Source organism: Delftia sp. WSY_22 (genome assembly GCF_043104185.1).
In the GTDB taxonomy this organism is placed as follows: Bacteria; Pseudomonadota; Gammaproteobacteria; order Burkholderiales; family Burkholderiaceae_C; genus Comamonas; species Comamonas tsuruhatensis.
In genome coordinates this window covers 197731-219831 of sequence record NZ_JBICKN010000017.1, presented here as the reverse complement: position 1 = coordinate 219831, position 22101 = coordinate 197731, and the positions used below count along the sequence as shown (strand labels likewise).

Annotated in this window: 19 protein-coding genes and 1 other RNA gene; 6 read left to right on the top strand and 14 right to left on the bottom strand. The window is 63.8% G+C overall.

Features of this window, described 5'->3' with window-relative positions:
* Positions 1 to 47: 47 nt before the first annotated feature.
* The 10 genes from ACF8NF_RS09675 to gyrA all read right to left on the bottom strand — a co-directional run bounded on the left by ACF8NF_RS09675 (position 48) and on the right by gyrA (position 12597).
* The gene (locus ACF8NF_RS09675) at positions 48 to 449 is read right to left on the bottom strand and encodes a ComEA family DNA-binding protein (RefSeq protein ID WP_392450512.1); all 402 of its coding nucleotides are present in this window, start codon (positions 447 to 449) and stop codon (positions 48 to 50) included.
* 260 nt (positions 450 to 709) lie between these two features.
* Positions 710 to 1885 (bottom strand): lipopolysaccharide assembly protein LapB, encoded by a 1176-nt coding sequence (lapB, locus tag ACF8NF_RS09670; protein WP_392450511.1) that lies wholly within the window; start codon positions 1883 to 1885, stop codon positions 710 to 712.
* Positions 1875 to 2192 carry a lipopolysaccharide assembly LapA domain-containing protein gene (locus ACF8NF_RS09665; protein ID WP_160852240.1) on the bottom strand — a complete coding sequence of 106 codons (318 nt, stop codon included), beginning with the start codon at positions 2190 to 2192 and terminating at the stop codon, positions 1875 to 1877. Before ACF8NF_RS09665 ends, lapB begins: the two co-directional genes overlap by 11 nt.
* 80 nt (positions 2193 to 2272) lie before the next feature.
* Entirely contained in the window at positions 2273 to 2611 is a 339-nt protein-coding gene (locus tag ACF8NF_RS09660; protein ID WP_017404723.1) for an integration host factor subunit beta, read from the bottom strand.
* Positions 2612 to 2701: 90 nt separating this feature from the next.
* Positions 2702 to 4426 carry a 30S ribosomal protein S1 gene (gene rpsA, locus ACF8NF_RS09655; protein WP_255247313.1) on the bottom strand — a complete coding sequence of 575 codons (1725 nt, stop codon included), beginning with the start codon at positions 4424 to 4426 and terminating at the stop codon, positions 2702 to 2704.
* Positions 4427 to 4571: 145 nt separating this feature from the next.
* Complete coding sequence (locus ACF8NF_RS09650; protein WP_392450510.1) at positions 4572 to 6599, bottom strand: bifunctional 3-phosphoshikimate 1-carboxyvinyltransferase/cytidylate kinase; 2028 nt, start codon at positions 6597 to 6599, stop codon at positions 4572 to 4574.
* A gap of 102 nt (positions 6600 to 6701) precedes the next feature.
* Positions 6702 to 7580, bottom strand: coding sequence for a prephenate dehydrogenase/arogenate dehydrogenase family protein (locus tag ACF8NF_RS09645; protein WP_016449514.1), 879 nt, complete (start codon positions 7578 to 7580; stop codon positions 6702 to 6704).
* Positions 7580 to 8680, bottom strand: a complete 1101-nt coding sequence (gene pheA / locus ACF8NF_RS09640; protein WP_016454364.1) for a prephenate dehydratase — start codon at positions 8678 to 8680, stop codon at positions 7580 to 7582. The genes ACF8NF_RS09645 and pheA overlap by 1 nt, the downstream gene beginning before the upstream one ends.
* Before the next feature lie 17 nt (positions 8681 to 8697).
* Entirely contained in the window at positions 8698 to 9807 is a 1110-nt protein-coding gene (gene serC / locus ACF8NF_RS09635; RefSeq protein WP_277848737.1) for a 3-phosphoserine/phosphohydroxythreonine transaminase, read from the bottom strand.
* A gap of 123 nt (positions 9808 to 9930) precedes the next feature.
* Positions 9931 to 12597: a DNA gyrase subunit A gene (gene gyrA / locus ACF8NF_RS09630; protein WP_046238042.1), complete on the bottom strand. Its 2667-nt coding sequence runs from the start codon at positions 12595 to 12597 to the stop codon at positions 9931 to 9933.
* 229 nt (positions 12598 to 12826) lie between these two features.
* Between gyrA and ompA the strand changes: the two genes are divergently transcribed.
* The 4 genes from ompA (at position 12827) to ssrA (ending at position 15355) form a co-directional block, all read left to right on the top strand.
* Positions 12827 to 13486 carry an outer membrane protein OmpA gene (gene ompA / locus ACF8NF_RS09625; protein ID WP_016449510.1) on the top strand — a complete coding sequence of 220 codons (660 nt, stop codon included), beginning with the start codon at positions 12827 to 12829 and terminating at the stop codon, positions 13484 to 13486.
* 85 nt (positions 13487 to 13571) lie between these two features.
* On the top strand, positions 13572 to 14294 hold the full coding sequence (gene ubiG, locus ACF8NF_RS09620) for a bifunctional 2-polyprenyl-6-hydroxyphenol methylase/3-demethylubiquinol 3-O-methyltransferase UbiG (protein ID WP_017406940.1): 723 nt from the start codon (positions 13572 to 13574) through the stop codon (positions 14292 to 14294).
* Between the two features lie 5 nt (positions 14295 to 14299).
* Positions 14300 to 14965, top strand: coding sequence for an HAD-IA family hydrolase (locus tag ACF8NF_RS09615; RefSeq protein WP_016449508.1), 666 nt, complete (start codon positions 14300 to 14302; stop codon positions 14963 to 14965).
* Positions 14966 to 14977: 12 nt separating this feature from the next.
* Positions 14978 to 15355: a transfer-messenger RNA gene (ssrA, locus tag ACF8NF_RS09610) on the top strand.
* 76 nt (positions 15356 to 15431) lie between these two features.
* On the opposite strand, the gene ACF8NF_RS09605 is transcribed toward ssrA, so the two are convergent.
* Complete coding sequence (locus tag ACF8NF_RS09605) at positions 15432 to 15650, bottom strand: hypothetical protein (RefSeq protein WP_047326836.1); 219 nt, start codon at positions 15648 to 15650, stop codon at positions 15432 to 15434.
* A gap of 62 nt (positions 15651 to 15712) precedes the next feature.
* Positions 15713 to 16009 carry an H-NS histone family protein gene (locus ACF8NF_RS09600; RefSeq protein WP_212645496.1) on the bottom strand — a complete coding sequence of 99 codons (297 nt, stop codon included), beginning with the start codon at positions 16007 to 16009 and terminating at the stop codon, positions 15713 to 15715.
* Positions 16010 to 16475: 466 nt separating this feature from the next.
* Here ACF8NF_RS09600 and ACF8NF_RS09595 point away from each other — a divergent pair, with 466 nt between their 5' ends.
* On the top strand, positions 16476 to 20297 hold the full coding sequence (locus ACF8NF_RS09595; RefSeq protein ID WP_392450509.1) for an ExeM/NucH family extracellular endonuclease: 3822 nt from the start codon (positions 16476 to 16478) through the stop codon (positions 20295 to 20297).
* A 102-nt stretch (positions 20298 to 20399) separates the two neighbouring features.
* Here ACF8NF_RS09595 and ACF8NF_RS09590 read toward each other — a convergent pair whose 3' ends face one another.
* Entirely contained in the window at positions 20400 to 20660 is a 261-nt protein-coding gene (locus tag ACF8NF_RS09590; protein ID WP_392450508.1) for a hypothetical protein, read from the bottom strand.
* 610 nt (positions 20661 to 21270) lie between these two features.
* Between ACF8NF_RS09590 and ACF8NF_RS09585 the strand changes: the two genes are divergently transcribed.
* Complete coding sequence (locus ACF8NF_RS09585; RefSeq protein ID WP_017406945.1) at positions 21271 to 21597, top strand: tetratricopeptide repeat protein; 327 nt, start codon at positions 21271 to 21273, stop codon at positions 21595 to 21597.
* Positions 21598 to 21615: 18 nt separating this feature from the next.
* On the opposite strand, the gene ACF8NF_RS09580 is transcribed toward ACF8NF_RS09585, so the two are convergent.
* Positions 21616 to 22080, bottom strand: coding sequence for a ribonuclease HI family protein (locus ACF8NF_RS09580; protein WP_080649851.1), 465 nt, complete (start codon positions 22078 to 22080; stop codon positions 21616 to 21618).
* Positions 22081 to 22101 lie beyond the last annotated feature (21 nt).

Here is a 22101-nt window from a genome sequence, read left to right as displayed (position 1 = left end):
GCATGAAAAACCCGCCGAAGCGGGTTGGATAGAGACAGTTCGCGTCTTCAGGAGGCCGAGCCGGCCTTGGCTGGAGTGGCCGGCTTTGCCGCCGGCTCCTTGGTCGGCTTGGTGCCCTGGGCCGCCGTGTCCTTGCCCCCCTTGGCCGCAGTGTCCTTGGCATCAGGCTTGGCGCTGTGGCCTTTGTAGCTGCTGCCGTTGACAGTCAGGCCTTCGCCCGAAAACTTGGTGGCTGTCGGTTCGGCCACACCCTTGACCCGTGCGATGAAGTCGGGCCAGTCCTTGAAGGGGGCGGATTTGCGTTCCTCGAGAATGCGTGCCGACATGGCCGGGCCTATGCCCTTGATGGATGTCAGTTCGGCTTCATTCGCCTTGTTGGCTTCCACAGCGGCCAAAGCCATCACGGACCACAGCAGCGCAATGAAGCCAGCCATCAATTTTCTGAACATACAAACCTCCTGATCCCTCAATGTTGAGGGCCGCAACATTGCGACCCAGAAGCATCTTATGCAGGCCTCTGGCGTGCCGCCAGGCAGTCGCGGGCTCCAGGAGGCCGGCGCAGGCACGGCCGAACGCGCCCAAAGCCAATGGCCACGCGCCCTCCAGGGCGGTTTCTAGGAATACTCTGAAAATACACTGGCCATGCCGTGTTTGCCAATGGGGGTGACGCGGTGCCGGGGATAAGGCCGCCTTTCGCCACCCCAACCCATCACAGCTCCTCGACGCGCCGGGCCGGGTAGCTGTCCCAGCTCTGGCAGCCGGGGCAGTGCCAGAAATGCTGGCGAGCCTCGAAGCCGCAGGCCGCGCAGCGATAGCGGGTCAGCGGTTTGGCGGCGTGGTCCAGCGCGCGTTGCACGGCTGGGTGGTATTGCTCCTCGGACAGTTTCTCGCCAGCCAGCCACTGCGCAGCAGCCACCAGGGAAGGTTCCCGGTCCAGATGCTGGACCAGGCGGGCGCGTCCCGGTGCCTTGGTTTCACCATCGGTGCGCTGTTCTTCAATTTGAGCGTCCAGCGCAACCAACGCCTGCAGCAGGTCCAGCGAAGGTGCCTGGGCGTATTGCTGGCTGAGCAGCTGGTGGACATGCTGGCGTTGGCCTGTGGCGGCGGCGATGTCCACCAGCAACTGGGCTGCCAGCGGCAGCGCGGCGGGGGACTGCTCGGCCAGGCTTTCCAGCGTTTGCAAGGCCTGGGCCGATTGCCCCATGCGATGCTGCAACTGGGCATGCTCCAGGCGCGGTCGCGCAGCCTGGGGTGCTGTGGTGATGGCTTGCTGCAGCCGCTGCAGCGCCTCGGCCTGCTGGCCCTGCGTGAGCAAGGACTGGGCGTCTTCGCACAGGTAGTGCGCCAGCCGGCCACTGAAGTCCCCCTGGTTGGCATCCTGCATGCGGCGAGCAATGGCGGCGGCCTGTGTCCAGTCGCGCGAGCGCTCGTAGATGGCCAGCAGGGCCAGGCGGGCCTCGGCCTCGAAGGCCGTGCCTTCCAGGCGGCGCAGCGCGTCCTCGGCGCGATCGAGCAGGCCTGCCTTCAGAAAGTCCTGGGCCAGCGCGTGCTGGGCGCGGTCGCGGTCCACGCGGCTGAGGTCGCCGCGCGACAGCAGGTGCTCATGCACGCGCACGGCGCGGTTGTATTCGCCGCGGCGGCGAAAGAGATTGCCCAGGGCGAAGTGCAGCTCCGAGGTGTCGGGGTCGTTCTGCACGGCTTCGATGAAGGCGTCGATGGCCTTGTCCTGCTGCTCGTTGAGCAGGAAGTTCAATCCCTTGAAGTAGGCCTTGGGTGCCTGGCGGTTTTCGGCGCGGATCTGCCGCAGGTCCCAGCGCGAGGCCAGCCAGCCCAGCACGAAGGCCACGGGCAGGCCCAGCAGTATCCAGCTCAGATCAAATTCCATGCACGTCGCCCGGCAGGATGGGGGAGGGGGGCGCCTTGGGCGCCGTGGTTGGCGCCGCTCCTTCGGCTGCAGGCGCGGGGGCCTGGGTCGAGCGCGCGGCATTGCGGTGCTTGAGCCAGCGCGGCACCATGCCCAGCACGCCCACGATCAGGCCCAGGGCGAAGGCCGCCAGCACCACCAGTACCAGCGGCGCAGTCCAGGAGGTGCCGAAGAAGAAGTGCACCGTCGCGTCCTGCTGGTTGTTCAGTGCGAAGGCGAACAGCGTAAAAAAAATGGCCGCCTTGAGCAGCCACAGGAAGTACTTCATGTGTTCCCTTGTGTGACGGGAACGATTCTAGAGCCTGGCGGTGACGACGGCTGCAGTGCGCGCAGCCGGCAAGCCGGCTTTCAGGCGGCAGGGCCGGTGCCTGCGGAGCTGGCGGCAACCGTGTCGGGCGCCGCGCCAGGGCGCAGGTCCACGGCTTCGCGCAGGGCCTTGCCGGGCTTGAAGTGCGGCACGCGCTTGGACGGAATGTGGACGGCCTCGCCGCTGCGGGGATTGCGGCCCATGCGGGGCGGGCGGTGGTTGACCGAGAAACTTCCAAAGCCGCGGATTTCGATGCGATGGCCGCGCACCAGGGCATCGCTGACGGCGTCAAGAATCGTCTTGACGGCCTGCTCGGCGTCGCGCTGGCTCAGTTGGCCAAAGCGTGCTGCGAGTTCTTCGACGAGATCGGATCGGGTCATCAAGGATAGGAATCAGGGGTTGAAATGGCGACGGGCGCCCGGAGGCACCCGTCGCATCCGACCTTCAGCGGTCAGCAGACTGGCTGCTGATTACTTGTCGGAGTTGTCCAGCTTGGCGCGCAGCAGGGCGCCCAGGCTGGTCGTGCCGGCGTTTTCCTTGGCCGACTGGGCGGACAGGGAAGCCATGGCTTCTTGCTGGTCAACCTGGTCCTTGGCCTTGATCGACAGCTGGATGTTGCGGGTCTTGCGATCCACATTGACCACCACGGCGGTGATCTCGTCGCCTTCCTTCAGCACCGAGCGGGCATCTTCCACGCGGTCAACGGCGATTTCCGAAGCGCGCAGGTAGCCGACGATGTCTTCGCCCAGGTCGATTTCAGCACCACGTGCGTCCACCGTCTTGACCTTGCCCGACACGATCTGGCCCTTGTCGTTCACGGTCACGAAGGTCGTGAAGGGATCGCTGTCCAGCTGCTTGATGCCCAGGGAGATGCGCTCGCGCTCGACGTCCACGGCCAGCACGATGGCTTCGACTTCCTGGCCCTTCTTGTAGTTGCGCACGGCAGCTTCGCCGGGCTCGTTCCAGGACAGGTCGGACAGGTGCACCAGGCCGTCGATGCCGGCAGCCAGACCCACGAACACGCCGAAGTCGGTGATCGACTTGATCGGGCCCTTGACGCGGTCGCCGCGCTTGGTGTTCTGCGCGAACTCTTGCCAGGGGTTGGCCTTGCACTGCTTCATGCCCAGCGAGATGCGACGCTTGTCTTCGTCGATCTCCAGCACCATGACTTCGACTTCGTCACCCAGGGTCACGAGCTTGGTCGGAGCAATGTTCTTGTTGGTCCAGTCCATTTCGGAGACGTGCACCAGGCCTTCGATGCCGGGTTCCAGCTCGACGAACGCGCCGTAGTCGGCAATGTTCGTGACCTTGCCGAACAGGCGGGTGCTCGAGGGATAGCGGCGCGAAACGCCCATCCACGGGTCGTCGCCCATTTGCTTCAGACCCAGCGAGACACGGTTCTTCTCGGTGTCGAACTTGAGGATCTTGGCAGTGATTTCCTGGCCAGCCTGCACGACTTCCGAGGGATGACGCACGCGGCGCCATGCCATGTCGGTGATGTGCAGCAGGCCGTCGATGCCGCCCAGGTCCACGAACGCACCGTATTCGGTGATGTTCTTGACCACGCCTTGAACGATGGCGCCTTCCTTCAGCGTCTCCATCAGCTTGGCGCGCTCTTCGCCCATCGAGGCTTCGACAACGGCGCGGCGGCTCAGCACCACGTTGTTGCGCTTGCGGTCCAGCTTGATGACCTTGAACTCCATCGTCTTGTTTTCGTACGGAGTCAGGTCCTTGATCGGACGGGTGTCGATCAGCGAACCGGGCAGGAAGGCGCGGATGCCGTTGACCAGCACCGTCAGGCCGCCCTTGACCTTGCCGGAGGTCGTGCCGGTCACGAATTCGCCCGATTCCAGGGCCTTTTCCAGAGCCAGCCACGAGGCCAGGCGCTTGGCGGTGTCGCGCGACAGGATGGTGTCGCCGTAGCCGTTTTCGATCGAGCCGATGGCGACCGACACAAAGTCGCCCACCTGGACTTCGATTTCTCCCTGGTCGTTCTTGAATTCGTCGATCGGCACATAGGCTTCCGACTTCAGGCCAGCGTTCACGACGACGAAGTTGTGCTCGACGCGCACGACTTCAGCGGTGATGACCTCGCCAGGACGCATTTCCGTGCGTTGCAGCGATTCTTCAAACAGGGAGGCAAAAGATTCAGACATGTATTTCCTTGCCCGCAAACAGGTTTCCGTTGGCACCATTGCCAAGCGTTTCTAGGACTGTTTGCGGAGGTGTTGTGGGTTCAACCACGGGGTTGGAGTCTATGAACCTCGGGCCGTACACGGGGCGGTGCCGCCATGTCTGGGCCCTAAGGGCGGGTTGCCGACCGTGCGGCGCAACTGGCAATCAGTCGCGGCCGAACGGCTGGCGTTCCTGCCACCATGAAAGCACCTGCTCTGCCACCTCTTCGATGGAAAGCTCGGAGCTGTCAAGCAGCATGGAATCCTGGGCGGGCTTGAGGGGTGCAACGCTGCGGTTCATGTCCCGCGCATCGCGTGCTTCAAGGTCTGCCCGAAGGGCGCTTATGTTAGCGGCAATTCCTTTGGAAATCAACTGCTTATGCCGGCGCTCGGCGCGACAGGCGGCGGAGGCCGACAAATAGACCTTGAGGGGAGCATGGGGAAAGATCACCGTGCCCATGTCGCGGCCGTCGGCGACCAGCCCCGGCAGCTGCTGGAAGGACAGCTGCAGGTCCACCAGTGCATCGCGCACGGCCGGCAGGGCCGAGACGCGCGAGGCGTTCATGCCCGACTCCTCGCTGCGCAGGATCAGGGTGACATCCTCGTCGCCCAGCCAGATGCGCTGCTCGGCATCAAAGCGCACGGGCAGCGCGCGCGCCAGCGCGGCAATCTGCGGGGCGTGGGATTCGTCCAGCACCATGCCGGCCCGCGACGCGGCCAGTCCTGTGAGGCGGTACAGCGCGCCCGAGTCCAGCAGGTGGTATCCCAGGGCCTCGGCCACCTCGGCGGCGATGGTTCCTTTGCCGGAGGCGGTGGGGCCATCGATGCAGATCACGGGGATGCACGCACGGGCCGTCTCGCAGACCGAGAACAGGGCCTCGAAGTAGTCGGGGAAGGTTTTGGCGACGCACTTGGGGTCTTCGATGCGCACCGGCAGGGCGGCCGGGTTGAAGGCCGCCAGCGAGAAGCACATGGCCACGCGGTGATCGTCGTAGGTGTGGATGCTGGCCGCGCGCCATGCGGCGGTGGATGCGGGTGGTGTGACGCGGATGAAGTCCGCGCCTTCCTCGACTTCGGCGCCCAGCTTGCGCAGCTCCTTGGTCATGGCCGCGATGCGGTCGGTCTCCTTGACGCGCCAGCTTGCGATGTTGCGCAGCGTGGTCGTGCCATCGGCATACAGGGCCATGACGGCCAGCGTCATGGCGGCATCGGGGATGTGGTTGCAGTCCAGGTCGATGGCCTTGAGCGGCCAGGCGCCACGGCGTATGCGCAGCCAGTTCGGGCCTCCCTCCACCTCGGCGCCCATTGCGCGCGCGGCTTCGACAAAGCGGATATCGCCCTGGATGGAATCCAGTCCCACGCCGAGGATGCGGATGCCTTCGGCGCTGTCCGAGGCGATGGCGCCCAGTGCGATGAAGTAGCTCGCCGACGAGGCGTCTGCCTCGACATGGATCTCGCCCGGCGAGCGGTAGCGACTGCCGGCCGGGATGGTGAAGCGCTGCCAGTTCTCGTTGTGCACGGCGATGCCGAAGCGGGCCAGCAACTCCAGCGTGATATGGATGTAGGGCTTGGAGATCAGCTCGCCCACGACTTCGATGGTGATGTCGCGCGTGGTGGCCAGCAGCGGCAGCGCCATCAGCAGCGAGGTCAGGAACTGGCTGGAGACATCGCCACGCACCTGGATGGGGCTGTGCGGCAGCTGCGAGAGATCGGGCTGGCGGATGTGCAGCGGAGGAAAGCCCTCGTTGCCCAGATAGTCGATGCGGCAGCCGAGCTGGCGCAGCGCATCGACCAGATCGCCGATGGGGCGCTCATGCATGCGCGGCACGCCGCTGAGTTGGAAGTCGCCGCCCAGCACGGACAGGGCAGCCGTCAGCGGCCGCATGGCCGTGCCGGCGTTGCCCATGAACAGCTCGGCGCTGGCGCCGGAGGGCAGGACGCCGCCCAGGCCGGTGATGCGCACAGGCTGGCCGAGGGTGATGGCGGTGGGCTCCACCGTGCAGCCCAGTTGCTGCAGGGCCCGGAGCATGACGCGCGTGTCGTCCGAGTCAAGCAGGTCGTGGACCACGGTCGTTCCCTGGCTCAGCGCTGCCAGCAGCAGCACGCGGTTCGAGATGCTCTTGGAGCCTGGCAGGCTCACCGTGCCCTGAGCGCGGGAAAGAGGGGGGATATCGAGGAAGGCGGTACTGAACATGGCAATTCGGAGGCAAACAGGCTGTCGGAAGGCATTGCGGCCGCGCTGGCCGCAATCCACAGATGCGCTCGGGGGCGCTTGGAGCGCGGCCGGCGTTGCGCGTCAGCGGCGCGGTACGCCCATGCGCCAGTGGGCACGCGCCGCGCTGGCCAGGGTCAGGTGGTCTTCCAGGCCTTGGCCGTCGCCGGCCTGGATCAGGCATTCGAGTTGCTGCAGCGCCTGCTGGAACTGGCGCGACTGCGCCAGCACCTGTTCGCTGTTGGCCAGCAGCACATCGCGCCACATCTTGGGGTCGCCTGCTGCAATGCGCGTGAAGTCACGGAAGCCGGGGCCGGCCAGGGACAGCACCTCATCGGAATCGGGCTGGGTGATCACACTTTGCATCATGGCGAAGGCCAGCAGATGCGGCAGGTGGCTGACCGTGGCAAAGGCGCTGTCGTGGGCTTCTGGCGACATGGCGCGCACGCGGCAGCCCAGCAGCTCCCACAGGGACTGGGCCTTTTGCAGGTGCTCGGTCAGTGTGCGTTCCGTGGGCGTCAGGATGACCTGTGCGCCCTTGTACAGCTGGGGGTCGGAATGCTCGACGCCCGAGACTTCCTTGCCCGCAATGGGATGGGCCGGCACGAAGGAGCCGAGCTGGTCGCGCAATGCCGAGCGGGCGGCATGCACCACATCGACCTTGGTGGAGCCCACGTCCATGATCATCATCCCGGGCGTGACCAGGTGCTTGATGGACTTGAGCGTGGCCTCGGTAGCCGCCACGGGCACCGCCAGCAGCACCAGGTCTGCGCCGGCGGCGGCCAGCAGGGCCGAGGGTGCCTCCACATCGATGACGCCCATCTGGCGTGCGCGCTCGGTGGTGGACGGGGATTTGCTGTAGCCCACGACACGCTTGACCAGCCCGGCCTGCTTGAGCGCCAGCGCGAACGAGCCGCCCATGAGGCCGCAGCCGATCAACCCCAGTTGTTCGAACGGCTGCATCACTTGGAGACCGGATAGGTGCCCAGCACCTTGTAGAAGGCGCACAGCTCGCGCAGCTCCTGCAGCGCGCTGGCCACGTTGGGCTGGGCCGGGTGACCTTCGAGGTCGATGTAGAAGTAGTACTCCCACTGGCCCGTGCGTGCGGGGCGCGATTCGAAGCGCGTCATGGAAACGCCGTGCCGCTTGAGCGGTACCAGCAGGTCATGCACGGCGCCGGGACGGTTGGGCACGGAGATGATGATGCTGGTGCAATCCTGCCCGCTGGGTGCGGGCGTCGCCAGCGTGTGCGGCAGGCAGATGACGGCGAAGCGCGTGCGGTTGTAGGCATCGTCCTGAATGGCATGCGCCACCACGTGCAGGCCGAATTGCTGGGCCGCGCGTTCGCTGGCCAGGCCGGCGATGTCGGGGTGCAGCGCCGCCAGGCGGGCGCCTTCGGCGTTGCTGGACACCGGGCGGCGTTCGGCATGCGGCAGATGCTTGGACAGCCAGCCCTGACATTGGGCCAGGGCCTGGGGGTGAGCCGCAACCACCTTGATGCCTTCGGTCGTGTTGGTGCTGCGCAGCAGGTTGTGGCGCACCAGCAGGCTGACCTCTCCCACCACGTGGCAGGGCGTATGCAGGAACATGTCCAGCGAGCGCGTGACCACGCCTTCGTTGGAGTTCTCCACGCCCACCACTCCGTACTGCGCGCTGCCCGCGGCCGTGGCGTGGAACACCTCGTCGAAGCTGTTGCAGTACATCAGGTCGGCCGCGCCGCCGAAATACTGGATGGCCGCTTCCTCGCAGAACGTGCCCGCCGGGCCCAGCACGGCCACGCGCTGGGGTGACTCCAGAGCCAGGCAGGCCGACATGATCTCGCGCCAGATCGCCGAGACATGGGCGTTCTTGAGCGGGCCGGGGTTGGCGGACTCGATCTTCTGGATGACCTGGGCCACGCGGTCAGGGCGGAAGAAGGGCGTGCCTTCCCGCTTCTTGACCTCGCCGACCTGCTCGGCCACGCGGGCGCGTCGGTTCAGCAGATCCAGCAGTTGCTGGTCGATATCGTCGATCTGCACGCGCAGATGCGCCAGATCGGGAGAGGCTTGGGGTGGGGTGCTCATGGAAGGGGTGTGGTCGGTCAGGCGTTGCGCTGTTCGAAATCGCGCATGTACTCCACCAGCGCCTGCACGCCAGCGATGGGCATGGCGTTGTAGATGCTGGCACGCATGCCGCCGACGGACTTGTGGCCCTTGAGCTGCAGCAGGCCGCGTTCCCGGGCTCCGGCCATGAAGGCGTCATTGCGCGACTCGTCGCGCAGGAAGAAAGGGATGTTCATGCGCGAGCGGCAATTGGCAGCGACCTTGTTCACGTAGAACGAGGACTGGTCCACGTACTGGTAGAACAGGTCGGCCTTGGCGATATTGCGCGCCTGCAGGGCCGCCACGCCGGTCAGGCCGCCTTCGGTCTGGCGCTTGATCCACTGGAAGGTCAGGCCCGCGATGTAGATGCCCCAGGTGGGCGGCGTGTTGTACATCGACTGGTTGTCGGCCACGGTCTTGTAGTCGAAGGCCGAAGGGCAGGCGGGCAGGGCGTGGCCCAGCAGGTCCTCACGCACGATGACCAGGGTCAGGCCGGCCGGGCCCAGGTTCTTTTGCGCACCGCCGAACGCCAGGCCCACGCGGCTCCAATCGACGGGGCGCGAGGCCACGTGCGAGGAGAAATCCACCACCAGCGGAGCATCGCAGCCCAGCGCCTTCAGGTCGGGCAGTTCCTGGAACTCCACGCCATGGATGGTTTCGTTGCTGCAGATGTGCACGTAGCTGGCGCCACGGCTCAGTTGCCAGCTTTCAGGGGCGGGCAGGGTGGTGAATTGGCTGTCCTCGCCGCTGGCTGCGATGTGTGCATCGGCTACGTACTTGCGTGCTTCCTTGGCCGACTTCTGGCTCCAGCTGCCGCTGAGCACGAAGTCCACCGTGCCGGCGCGCGACAGGTTCAGCGGAACAATGGCGTTCTCGGCCAGGCCGCCACCCTGCATGAACAGAATCTTGAATTCGGGCGGCACGGCCAGCAGCTCGCGCAGATCGGCCTCGGCCTGTTCGTAGATGGAGATGAACTCCTTGCCGCGGTGGCTCATCTCCATCACGCTCATGCCGGACCCGTGCCAGTCGAGCATTTCGGCGGCTGCCTGCTGCAGCACTTCGGCGGGAATGGCGGCAGGGCCGGCGGAGAAGTTGTAAGGGCGGTTCATGGAGTTCACTGTCAAGTCACGCGCAGGCGCCAGTTCGGGCGGGGCCTGCAACTGTCAAAAATCTGGGCCGCCGCTACGGCTGCACTCCCGGTGTGGGAGGCAGCCCCAGCGGCGGCCGGGTCATCAGGCGGGCTCGCCCGTGCCTTCGGCAGCGGCTTCGTCGCCGCCCGGGGCTTCCTCGCCCGTGGCCTCGCCCTCGACTTCGTTGGCATCGTTTTCGACGATGCGCTGCAGGCCGCCCAGCTTGGCGCCTTCGTCCAGCGAGATCAGCGTCACGCCCTGGGTGGCTCGGCCCAGTTCGCGGATTTCCGACACCCGGGTACGCACCAGCACGCCAGTGTCGGTGATCAGCATGATTTCGTCATCGGCGTGGACCAGGGTGGCGGCGACCACCTTGCCGTTGCGCTCGGACTGCTGGATGGCAATCATGCCCTTGGTGCCTCGGCCATGGCGCGTGTACTCGACGATGGAGGTGCGCTTGCCGTAGCCGTTTTCCGTGGCCGTGAGCACGCTTTGCGATTCGTCCTCGGCCACCAGCATCGCGATCACGCTCTGGCCCTCTTCCAGGGTCATGCCCTTGACGCCACGCGCATTGCGGCCCATGGGGCGCACGTCGTTTTCGTCGAATCGAACGGCCTTGCCGCCGTCGCTGAACAGCATCACGTCATGCTTGCCGTCGGTGAGGGCTGCGCCGATCAGGAAATCGCCCTCGTCCAGGCCCACGGCGATGATGCCGGCCTTGCGCGGGTTGGAGAACTCGTCCAGCGCCGTCTTCTTCACGGTGCCCATGCTGGTGGACATGAACACATAGTGGTCGGCCGGGAAGCTGCGGTACTCGCCCGTCAGCGGCAGCACCACGTTGATCTTCTCGCCATCCTGCAGAGGGAACATGTTGACGATGGGGCGGCCACGCGAACCGCGCGAGCCCGCCGGCACTTCCCAGACCTTGAGCCAGTACAGGCGGCCGCGGTTGGAGAAGCACAGCAGGTAGTCGTGCGTGTTGGCGATGAACAGCTGGTCGATCCAGTCGTCTTCCTTGGTGGCCGTGGCCTGCTTGCCGCGCCCGCCGCGCTTTTGCGAGCGGTACTCGGACAGCGGCTGGCTCTTGATGTAGCCCGTGTGGCTGAGCGTGACCACCATGTCGGTGGGCGTTATCAGGTCCTCGGTGGACAGGTCCTGCGCGCTGTACTCGACCGTGCTGCGGCGGGCGCCGACCTTGCTCTGTCCGAACTCGGCCTTGATCTGCTTGAGCTCGTCGCCAATGATGGCCGACACGCGCTCGGGCTTGGACAGGATGTCCAGCAGGTCCTCGATGACGGACATCACGTCCTTGTACTCGGCGACGATCTTGTCCTGCTCCAGGCCGGTCAGGCGCTGCAGGCGCATCTGCAGGATTTCCTGGGCCTGGGTCTCGGACAGGCGGTACAGGCCATCGGCCTGCATGCCGAATTCGCGCTCCAGGCCATCGGGGCGGTAGTCGTCGGCATTGACCACGCCGCCATCGGTACGGGTGCGCGTCAGCATCTCGCGCACCAGCTTGCTGTCCCAGTTGCGCGTCATCAGCTCGGCCTTGGCCACAGGTGGCGTGGGCGCGTTGCGGATGATGGCGATGAAGTCGTCGATGTTGGCCAGCGCGACCGCCAGGCCTTCCAGCACATGGCCGCGCTCGCGCGCCTTGCGCAGTTCATAGACCGTGCGGCGCGTGACCACTTCGCGGCGGTGCTGCAGGAAGACCTCGACCAGATCCTTCAGATTGCACAGCTTGGGCTGGCCATCGACCAGCGCCACCATGTTCATGCCGAAGGTGTCTTGCAGCTGGGTCAGCTTGTACAGGTTGTTGAGCACGACCTCGGGCACTTCGCCGCGCTTGAGCTCGATCACCAGGCGCATGCCCGACTTGTCGGACTCGTCCTGGATGTGGCTGATGCCCTCGATCTTCTTTTCGTGCACCAGCTCGGCCATGCGCTCCTGCAGCGTCTTCTTGTTGACCTGGTAGGGCAGCTCATCGACGATGATGGCCTGGCGCTGGCCGCGGTCGATGTCCTCGAAGTGGCACTTGGCACGCATCACCACGCGTCCGCGACCCGTGCGATAGCCCTCCTTGACACCGTTGATGCCATAGATGATGCCGGCCGTCGGGAAGTCGGGCGCGGGGATGATCTCCATCAGCTCGTCGATGGTGGCCTGGGGTGTCTGCAGCAGGTGCAGGCAGGCGTCCACCACCTCGTTGAGGTTGTGCGGTGGAATATTGGTGGCCATGCCCACGGCAATGCCCGAGGAACCGTTGACCAGCAGATTGGGCAGCCGCGCAGGCAGCACCAGCGGCTCGCGCTCGCTGCCGTCGTAGTTCGGGCCGTAATCGACCGTTTCCTTGTCGATATCGCCCAGCATTTCATGGGCAATCTTGGACAGGCGGATTTCGGTGTAACGCATCGCCGCCGCGCTGTCCCCGTCCACCGAACCGAAGTTGCCCTGACCGTCCACCAGCATGTGGCGCAGCGAGAAATCCTGCGCCATGCGCACGATGGTGTCGTACACCGCACTGTCGCCGTGCGGGTGGTATTTACCTATCACATCGCCGACGATACGCGCCGACTTCTTGTACGGCCGGTTCCAGTCGTTGTTGAGCTCGTGCATGGCAAAAAGCACGCGCCGATGCACAGGCTTGAGACCATCTCGCGCATCGGGCAGCGCCCGGCCCACGATCACGCTCATTGCGTAATCGAGATAGCTGCGACGCATCTCCTCTTCGAGGCTGATGGGCAGGGTTTCTTTAGCAAACTGGGTCATGTGTGGCGATACTCTGACGGCGGGAAAAGGCCCATTTTAGGTCGAATGACGTGTAGCAGCCGAGCAACATAACCCTGGAATTCCGCCGCTGTCCTACTTGTTGGCCCCCGCTTGGCGGTCCGTCTGCATGTGACGTATGGCACAATCAATTCAACGTTTTTGGTGATGGTCACTGATGACGTCCACAGATTCGCAGCCCTGCTGCGGCTTTTTCCCCAAGAGGAGAACCATGAAGAAACTGAACAAAGTGGCGATGTTGTTTGCCTCTGCCGCCCTCGCAACGGCCGCTGGCGCACAAGTGAAGGCTGCTGACGGTGGCAAGACCATCGACAACTGGCAAAACGGCACCAGCGAACTGGTGTGGAAGAACGGCACGAACGAACTGTGCTGGCGCGATGCCAACTGGACGCCCGCCACTGCAGCTGCTGACTGCGACGGCGCTCTGAAGCCTGTGGCCGCCGCTGTGGCTCCCGCCGCAACGCCCGCTCCGGCAACTCCCGCACCCGCACCGGCACCCGCTCCGGCCGTGGCCTCCAAGGTGACCTTCTCTGCCGACGCTTTCTTCGACTTCGACAAGTCGGTTCTGAAGCCCGAAGGCAAGGCCAAGCTGGACGACCTGGCCTCCAAGGTCAAGGGCATCAACCTGGAAGTGGTCATCGCCGTGGGTCACACCGACTCCGTTGGCTCTGACGCCTACAACCAGAAGCTGTCGGTTCGCCGCGCTGAAGCTGTGAAGGCTTACCTGGTGTCCAAGGGCATCGAAAAGAACCGCGTCTACACCGAAGGCAAGGGCGAAAAGCAGCCTATCGCCGACAACAAGACCAAGGAAGGCCGCGCGAAGAACCGTCGCGTGGAAATCGAAGTGGTCGGCACCCGCGCCGCCCAGTAATCTTTCGATTGCTTCTCGCAAAAGCCCCGGCAACGGGGCTTTTTTTATGGCTGAACGGTCGCCGCAATCGCCGACAATCGACGCCATGAGCAACGCAATCAACCTCAACGCCGACCCGGCGGAGTTGGAGAAATTCTCCAGCCTGGCCCATCGCTGGTGGGACCCGGAAAGTGAGTTCAAACCCCTGCATCAGATCAATCCGCTGCGGCTGGACTGGATCGATGCGCAAGTTCCCTTGAAGGGGCGCAGAATTCTGGATGTCGGGTGTGGCGGCGGCATCCTTGCCGACTCCATGGCGCGCAAGGGTGCGCGCGAAGTGGTTGGCATCGATCTGGCCACCAAGGCATTGCGCGTGGCCCAGCTGCATGCACTGGAGACGGGTACGCCCAACATTCACTACCACGAAGTGAGTGTGGAGCGTCTGGCCCAGGAGCAGCCTGGTTCCTTTGATGTGGTGACCTGCATGGAGATGCTGGAGCATGTGCCCGATCCCGCCTCCGTGGTATCGGCCTGTGCTGAGCTGGTCAAGCCTGGCGGCTGGGTGTTCTTCTCCACGATCAACCGCAGTGCAAAGGCCTTCGGTCTGGCCATCGTCGCGGCAGAATACCTGCTCAAGATGATTCCCAAGGGAACGCATGAGTACGCGAAACTGATCCAGCCCAGCGAACTCGCCATGTTCGCCCGTCAGGCTGGCCTTGATCTGCAGGCCAGCAAGGGCCTGCAGCACAACCCCATCACAGGGCGCTACTGGCTCAGTGCAGACACATCTGTGAACTACATGCTGGCCACGCGCCGGGCCGAAGGGTAAGCCGCATGTGGAAAGAAGTCCGAGCCGTGCTGTTCGATCTGGACGGCACCTTGATCGACAGTGCACCAGACCTGGGTGCAGCCGCAGACAGGATGCGTACGGATCGGGGTATGCCTTCAATTCCCTATGAGCGATATCGACCCATGGCGGGCGCGGGGGCGCGGGGCATGCTGGGGGTGGGGTTCGGGCTCACGCCCGACTCGCCCGAGTTTGCGCAGATGCGCGAGGAGTTCTTCCGCAACTACGAGCAATGCATGACAGAGCGCACCTATGCGTTCGAGGGTGTCGAGGAACTGATTGCACGACTCCAGGCTGTGTCCATGCCCTGGGGCGTGGTCACGAACAAGTCCATGCGCTTTACCGATCCGCTGACGCAACAGATGCCGCTGTTCGCAACTGCGTCAGCCGTCGTCAGCGGCGACACCACGCCCCATGCAAAGCCCCATCCTGCACCCTTGCTGGAGGCTGCCGCGCGTATCGGCCTTCCTCCCGAGAGTTTTGTCTATGTCGGTGACGACGAGCGCGACATCGTTGCAGGCAAGGCCGCAGGCATGAAGACCGTGGCGGCTTGCTACGGCTACCTTGGCGCAGCCGGCGATACGCTGCACTGGCAGGCGGATGCGCAAATCAATTCTCCGCTGGAGCTCTTGAAACTGCTGGAAAGAGGCTAAGATAGGAGCCTTGGGGCTGTCCTGGTTTCGACGTGGGTTCGGGACCGGTGTGGTGCATGTCGAGCTTGATTGACGCTCGTAAATCTCCATTCAAAAAACTAACTGCAAACGACGAACGTTTCGCACTCGCCGCTTAAATCCGGTGAGCCTTGCAACAGCACGCTGATGGGCTGGGCAAGGGGGTAGCAATACCTCCCGGCTGCAAGGGAATTCACATCAGCTGGCTGCGTGCTGGGCTTCTTAGTACGTGGCAAGATCCAAGGAAGCTGGCATCCCGGGTAGCGTGCGCCTGCGCGACTCGGGAGGCGAGACTCAAAACAGAACGCTAAACATGTAGATCTGCCCGGCGAAGGCTTGCGGACGCGGGTTCAATTCCCGCCAGCTCCACCATCCAAGACACCGCCACACACTGAAGACCTCAGTGTGTGGCGGTTTTTTCTTGCCTGTTCGTTGCCTCGCGCCCGCCTCAGTGGCTGTTCATGTCGGGCATGGGCTGCTGGGACAGTTCCTGGATCAGCGTCAGGCGGAAATGTGCCAGGGCCTTGGCTCCGTGCTGTATGTGGTGCAGGTCTGCCACTCCGCCGATGCCCGACACCAGCAATTCGGGCTTGGTCGACAAAATGACTTCTATGAAGTGGTCGGCCAGTTCTGCAGCCAACAGTGTGTCCGAGTTCTGTTTGCTCATGTGTGCTTCCTCCTGGTGATGGAAGCACATGGTATGGCATCGCGCCTGAATATGGCTGGCGATCAGATGGCGAGGCTTGCGCGGTCCTTGCCTTCTATCCACTTGGGCGGCTTTCCGCGGCCTGTCCAGGTTGCGCCGGTTTCGGGGTTGCGGAATTTGGGTTCGCCCACGCTGCGCTGACCGGTCGTGCGAGGTTTGATCCTGGCGGAGGGGAAGACATCCTCTTTCGTCAGGCCATATTGCTGCACCATGGCCTTTGCTTCAGTGATCGCATCCGTTCTTGCGTGCTTGATCAGAGCGTCGATCTTTTTCTCAAGATCGGCTTTTTGTTGCAGCAGGGCCCTGTAGTCGGATGTCATGGCGATGATGATTTTCAGTGGGAGATGCGCGTGTATATCACGGGAATGAATTTTTTGTAAGTTATGAGTAAGAAAAAGAGTGTGGGAGTGTGCGGACGCACGAAAAGCCACCAGCGACGTGGCGCGTTCAAGACGGGTGACGAGGATGGTTGTGGCGACGAGGCGCGCCCAAGAAAAAGGCCAGCGGCTTGCGCTGGCCTAGAAAGAAAGAGCCGGTGCCTTTTTGAAGGCTTCCTGGGGGAATGAGAGGGAGGGAGGAGGAAATGCCCCAGGGCCGGCAATGAAACGATTCAGAAACTGGGTGCAATGATGCATGCCGTGTGGGGAGTGGCAGATGGGTGAGCGGCCAGTCTGCGCGTAGGACGCGGGAGCATCCGCCGAGTCACAGGCTGGTCATGTCCATGCGCGATAAACCGAAAGTTGCGCAACCACGGGGGGATGCGCATTATTTTTTTATTGCACATCCATGTCCATTGCCCGCACGCTGATTCCGTTTGTGTTCAACCCGGCCAATCCGATGAGTCCGCCGCTGCAGCGCCATCGTTGGCGTCTGTATGGTGCAGGCCTGCTTCTTTCGGCCTCCGCCGGCGTATGGGCGCAGGTTCCTTTCACTGGCACCTATGCGCAGAATTTCGACACCCTGGCCGCGTCCGGGACGGGGCTGGCCTGGGCCAATGACAGCACCCTGCCGGGCTGGTTTCTCTTTAACAGGAGCCTGGCGGCCATCACTGCATATGCGGCAGGCAATGGCGCGTCCAATGCCGGCAGCTTCTACAGCCTGGGGCTGGATGCGGACCGTGCATTGGGTGGCGTGGCATCGGGTGGAGCTTACTTTGGCAGCCCCTCCCAGGGTGCCGTGGCCGGCTGGATTGCGCTGGCGATGCGCAATGACACGGGCGGCGCGGTGGATGGGATCAGCCTGCGATTCAGTGGCGAGCAATGGCGCAATGGCGGCAACACCTCCGAGCAGCCCATGGAGCTGGAGTACGGCATGGGCGCGACCTTTGCCGATGTGCCTGAATGGCTGCCTGCCGGTGCGAATTTCAATTGGAAATCGCCGATCGCTACCGGTACTGCCGCCCCGGTGGATGGCAATGTGGCCGGACGGGTGAATGATGTGGGCGGCGATCTGCGCGGTCTGGGCTGGGCGCCAGGGGCCACGTTGTGGCTGCGTTGGGTCGAACTCAATGATGTGGGCAACGATCACGGCCTGGCCGTTGACGATGTCTCCATCGCCCTGGCACTGCCCGATACCACGCCACCCACTGTGCAGGCCACCATTCCTGCTGCGGCGGCAACCGGGGTGGCGCTGAATCCCGAAATCAAGCTGAGCTTTGATGAGGCGGTGAAACCCGGTAGCGGCAGCTTCGAACTGCGCCAGGGCAGCACCGTGGTGGCAATGCTGCAGGCTGGCGATGCGGCGAAGGTGAAATTCAGTGGCTCGACCATCACGCTCAACGCCGGTGTGCGGCTGGCGGTCAATACGTCCTACAGCCTGGTTCCCGTGGGCGAGCCGGTGTTGGATACCTCGGGCAATGTGTGGACCGGCACGGCGCTGGGCTTCACGACGGGGGATGAGCCGCCCATCACCAGAATTTCTGCACTCCAGGGTTCCGGCGACCAGTCTCCCCTGGTGGGGCAGAAGGTGACAGTGAGCGCCGTGGTAACGGCCTATATGCCAGGGTTGAGTGGCTTCTTCGTGCAGGAGGAGGAGGCGGATTCCGATGGCGATGCTGCCACCTCGGAGGGCGTCTTCGTCTATTACGGCAATGCGAATCCCGGGGTGGATGAGGGCACTGTAGGCAAGCTGGTGCAGGTCTCCGCCTCGGTGAGCGAGTTTCGCAACCAGACCCAGCTCAGCGCCGTCACGGACTTCGTGGTCCGTGGCGCGGCCGCCTTGCCGGAGCCCGTGCGCGTCACGCTGCCTGTCAGCGACATGGGGCAGTGGGAGCGTCTGGAGGGGATGCGTGTGGAGGTCGCGTCCGCCACTGCGGGCGGCAAGCTGGTGGTGAGCGACAACCGCACGCTGGGCCGCTACGGCAATGTCACGCTGTCTGCCGACGCGCCGCTGGCGCAGTACACCGAACTCAATGCGCCCAGCGTGACGGGCTATGCCGCCTATGTGCAGACATTGCAGCGCAGCCAGATCATTCTGGATGATCGCTCGGGCGCACAGAATCCCGCCTCTGTGCCGGGCCGCGGCGGACAGTCTCTGTCGGCCTCCAACACGCTGCGTGCCGGCGATGGCGTGGACCGTGTCATCGGCGTGCTCGATCAGTTCTCGGATGCAGCTGCCAGCGAGCCGTATCTGACCAGCTACCGCGTACAGCCCACGCAGACGCCGCAGTTCTCGGGGGCGGCGCGTCCCTCGGCTGCTCAGTTGCAGCAGGCTGTGGGGGCGGCATCGCTCAAGATTGCCTCGGCCAACGTGCTCAATTTCTTCAACCTGACGGGCGCCACCAGCGGCTCTTCCCAGGTGATGTTCAGCACGCCCCTGGGCAATCAGCAGGGCATTCGTGGTGCCAACAGCATTGCCGAGCTGGACAGGCAGCGCGCCAAGATCGTGGCCAATCTGCTGGGGCTGGGCGCCGATGTGTATGGCCTGATGGAGGTGCAGAACAACGGCTTTGGCCCGGGCAGCGCCATCCAGGATCTGGCCGACGCCTTGAACGCGAGTGCGGACAAGCCTGCCGGCGCCGTATATGCAGTGGTCAAGGCGCCTTTCAGCGAGGCTTCAGGTACGGTGGCGGGTGCTGGCACGGATGCGATCACCGTGGCCATCCTCTATCGCAGCGATCGTGTCACGCCGGTGGGCAGCGCAGCGGCACCCAGCGTCACCACCTACGACGCCTTCAACCCAGGCGTAGGCGGAGCACGCGTACCGATTGCACAGACTTTTGCGGTAGGCGGCAGCACGGAGCAGTTCACGCTGGTGGTGAATCACTTCAAATCCAAGGGCAGTGTGCTCAGTAGCCCGGGCAATGCAGACGCGCTTGACGGCCAGGGCGCCAACAACGCCGCGCGTGTGAAGACGTCCGAGCAACTGAGCAGTTGGCTGGCAACCCGGCCCACAGGCACGACCAGCCCGCATGTGGTGCTGGTCGGGGATTTCAATGCGTACTCGAAGGAGGACCCCATCAAGGCGCTGGAGGATGGCGGCTACGCCAAGGTGTCTCAGGGCCTGTCCTATGCGTTCGATGGAATGTGGGGCTCGCTGGACCATGTGCTGGTAAGTGCCAGCCTGCAGCCGAGCGTGGGGCGCGCGGTCAAGTGGGCCATCAATGCCGAGGAGCCTGAAGTCCTGGACTACAACCTCGAGTTCAAGTCGCTGGACCAGCAGGCCGGCTTCTATGCGCCGACGGCCTATCGTTCCAGCGACCACAATCCGATTTTGCTGGGTCTGAATTTCGGTGGGCAGGCACCATCGCTCAGTGGCTTGCCCGCCAATGCGCAATCCGTGGTGGTTGGCCAGGCGGCCGATCTGGCCGATGTGCAGGTGGCAGATGCCGACAGCCCTGTCGTGACGCTGTCCATTGTTGCCAGCAACGGGCAGGTGCTTGGACTGGAGGACGCCGATGCCGCGCAGCCGGGCATACAGTTGCGCGGCAGCCCCGCTCAGGTGTCGGAGCAATTTCGCTCCGCCGTCTATCTGGCATCGGTGGCCGGTTCGGCCAGCTTGCAGCTGAGCGTGAGCGATGGGGTCCATGCGGCTGTGACTGCCAGCTATCCGTTGCTGGCGGCTGCTGCAGGTCCTGTGGACCAGGCCAACCGCTTCAACATCACCGGGTCGGGCCAGATGGCGGTATCGGGCGAAGTCGCCGGCGGCGGTATCAACTGCCGCCTGGCCGAGCCGCCTCAGGTCATGGCGGCGCCTGGCACACCGCGTCCGGGGGCTGTGGTGCCCCACGGACTGCTGAAGCTGAATACCGATGGCTGTGATGCGGGTGCGCTCGTGACTGTCAAGCTGACCTATCCCAGTGATCTGCCCAGCGGTGCCGAGTACTGGAAGTGGGGGCGCACAAGCGACAACGCCACGCAGCACTGGTATCGGATACCGGCAACGCTGCAGGGGCGCGTCGTCTCCTTCGTGCTGCGCGATGGTGGCCTGGGTGATGACGATCTGGTGGCCAACGGCCGGGTGGAAGATCCCTCTGCACTGGTTGTGCCTGCTGCGGCGGTCGGCGGCGGCACGCCAGCGGCGATTCCTTCACTGAGCGAATGGGCTGTGGCTCTGCTGAGTCTGATGATGGGCGGGCTGGCCATCCGTTTGCGCCGTCGCGGTTCCTGATCCGGCAACGGGAAAGGCCCGGCTTGCGCTTGGCGCGGGCCGGGCCTGTTGCATTGCGCGAAGGAAATCTGCAGCCAGGGCATTGCCTGGATGCGATGGAGTTCAGAGAAATTTGGCGTGCAGTCGCAGGCCGGTGCGCGATGGATGCGCGATGGCAGTGTTGGGGCGAAGAAAAAGCGCCTGCTGTGGACGCTGCCTCAGTGCAACTGATGCATCGAATATCCAGAAATGATCGTGCTTTAAAAAAAGAGCCTGGCTAACCGGCATACCGCTGGCTGGCAAAAACGACTGCAGGCTGAACTGGCCTGACGAGTCGCCCCACGATGAAACTGAACTGCTGCAACACCATGAATGCTGCGGCATGGGTTGAATCATACGCGCAAACAAGAATCATTCTCAAATAAACCTGTGCTTTTCTCTGGAATTGAGAAAAAACTTGCCTTTGTGCCCGTTTCGGTTGTTGCCAGGGCGCCTGAGCGATCGTCGTCAAGAAAAAACGCCCCGGCTGCGGAGGCGGCCGGGGCGCTGAATGGAGCGTTCCATGCGATCAATCCAGGAAGGACACATGCTAAGAGTTTGAAATGAGAGCGCTGGCGTCTGGCGCCTCCGGTCCTTCCTGGTTGTCAAGTGTAAATTGAAACAAGGTGCTTGACGGAGCTAACTCGGGTGAAGTTGCATGCAACTGAGTCGTAAATCCTGTTTTTCACACGCCATCGTGAGACCAGCCATGCAGTGGGAATGCAAAAAGCCCGCTTGAAAGCGGGCTTTTTGCGGGTGATGTGGACGATGGCTCTTACGCGACCATCGTTTTACGGCAGAACGTCTCTGCGGCTGTCACCGTTGTTTTTTTCGTCGTAGTGCACGACGCGCCGGCGTGAGATACAGCATTGTCTGCGCAGACAACCGCGAGATTGTAGCATGACCGCAATTTCAGCTGGATCGAGAACATGCATTGCCACCAAAGGATGAAACCATGAACGAAATGACGCAAAGGCTCGAGGGCCTCCTGGCGTCCGGCAAGGACTCGGCTTTGATGCGCTGCACGTTGGGCAAGGCGTATCTTGATGGCGATGCGCCTGCTGTGGCGCACTCGCACCTGCAGCGCGCCACTGAACTCGATCCCGGCTATTCGGTGGCATGGAAGCTTCTGGGCCGGGCATTGCTGGCGCTGGACGATGCTTCGGGGGCTCGGCAAGCGTGGAGCACGGGGTTGGCCTGTGCTGAGGAAAAGGGAGATGCCCAGGTCGTCAAGGAGATTGGTGTGTTCCTCAAGCGGCTGGACAGGCAGCAGTCCGCCTGAGTGCGGCTAAGCGCAGGGTCACGGCTGCAAAAGGGCCGCTCTGGCCAGCGCGTCGGCCTCGGTGTTGCGGTGACGAGGAATCCAGCGCAGTTGCACATGCTCGAACTCGGCCAGCATGGCGCGGGCCTGATCGAAAAGGTCGGCCAGCCGCACGATGGGCCTGGTGGGGCGGGGCGATGGCGCCAACTGCTCTACCAGGACGCTGCTGTCCGTGAAGATGGCCAGCCGGCGAGCCTGCAGGCCTAGCAGGGTCTGCAGCACAGCCATCAAGGCCCGCAGCTCGGCTTCGTTGTTGCAGCCTTGCTCGGGGCAGACCTGGGACAGAAGCTGCCGTGTTCCGTCGGGCGCCGTGATGACGGCTCCCAAGGCCATGCGACCCGGGTTGGGCAGTGCGCTTGCATCGATGTATGCAGTCCACAGGTCAGTGTCGGTCGGAGAAGGGCCAGAGTGGTTTCGGCGGGATGAAAGCTGTTCCAGAGGCATGTCTGCATCATGCGGCAGCAG

Bases quoted from the DNA above. Each gene is read 5' to 3' on its own strand.
- ompA (WP_016449510.1), top strand. From the start codon at position 12,827: ATGAAGAAACTGAACAAAGTGGCGATGTTGTTTGCCTCTGCCGCCCTC.
- ACF8NF_RS09675 (WP_392450512.1), bottom strand. From the start codon at position 449: ATGTTCAGAAAATTGATGGCTGGCTTCATTGCGCTGCTGTGGTCCGTG.
- lapB (WP_392450511.1), bottom strand. From the start codon at position 1,885: ATGGAATTTGATCTGAGCTGGATACTGCTGGGCCTGCCCGTGGCCTTC.
- ACF8NF_RS09600 (WP_212645496.1), bottom strand. From the start codon at position 16,009: ATGACATCCGACTACAGGGCCCTGCTGCAACAAAAAGCCGATCTTGAG.
- ACF8NF_RS09585 (WP_017406945.1), top strand. From the start codon at position 21,271: ATGAACGAAATGACGCAAAGGCTCGAGGGCCTCCTGGCGTCCGGCAAG.
- serC (WP_277848737.1), bottom strand. From the start codon at position 9,807: ATGAACCGCCCTTACAACTTCTCCGCCGGCCCTGCCGCCATTCCCGCC.
- ACF8NF_RS09595 (WP_392450509.1), top strand. From the start codon at position 16,476: ATGTCCATTGCCCGCACGCTGATTCCGTTTGTGTTCAACCCGGCCAAT.
- ACF8NF_RS09605 (WP_047326836.1), bottom strand. From the start codon at position 15,650: ATGAGCAAACAGAACTCGGACACACTGTTGGCTGCAGAACTGGCCGAC.
- ACF8NF_RS09580 (WP_080649851.1), bottom strand. From the start codon at position 22,080: ATGCCTCTGGAACAGCTTTCATCCCGCCGAAACCACTCTGGCCCTTCT.
- ACF8NF_RS09665 (WP_160852240.1), bottom strand. From the start codon at position 2,192: ATGAAGTACTTCCTGTGGCTGCTCAAGGCGGCCATTTTTTTTACGCTG.
- ACF8NF_RS09650 (WP_392450510.1), bottom strand. From the start codon at position 6,599: ATGTTCAGTACCGCCTTCCTCGATATCCCCCCTCTTTCCCGCGCTCAG.
- ACF8NF_RS09660 (WP_017404723.1), bottom strand. From the start codon at position 2,611: ATGACCCGATCCGATCTCGTCGAAGAACTCGCAGCACGCTTTGGCCAA.
- pheA (WP_016454364.1), bottom strand. From the start codon at position 8,680: ATGAGCACCCCACCCCAAGCCTCTCCCGATCTGGCGCATCTGCGCGTG.
- ACF8NF_RS09645 (WP_016449514.1), bottom strand. From the start codon at position 7,580: ATGCAGCCGTTCGAACAACTGGGGTTGATCGGCTGCGGCCTCATGGGC.
- ACF8NF_RS09615 (WP_016449508.1), top strand. From the start codon at position 14,300: ATGTGGAAAGAAGTCCGAGCCGTGCTGTTCGATCTGGACGGCACCTTG.
- rpsA (WP_255247313.1), bottom strand. From the start codon at position 4,426: ATGGTGCCAACGGAAACCTGTTTGCGGGCAAGGAAATACATGTCTGAA.
- ubiG (WP_017406940.1), top strand. From the start codon at position 13,572: ATGAGCAACGCAATCAACCTCAACGCCGACCCGGCGGAGTTGGAGAAA.
- ACF8NF_RS09590 (WP_392450508.1), bottom strand. From the start codon at position 20,660: ATGCCGCAGCATTCATGGTGTTGCAGCAGTTCAGTTTCATCGTGGGGC.
- gyrA (WP_046238042.1), bottom strand. From the start codon at position 12,597: ATGACCCAGTTTGCTAAAGAAACCCTGCCCATCAGCCTCGAAGAGGAG.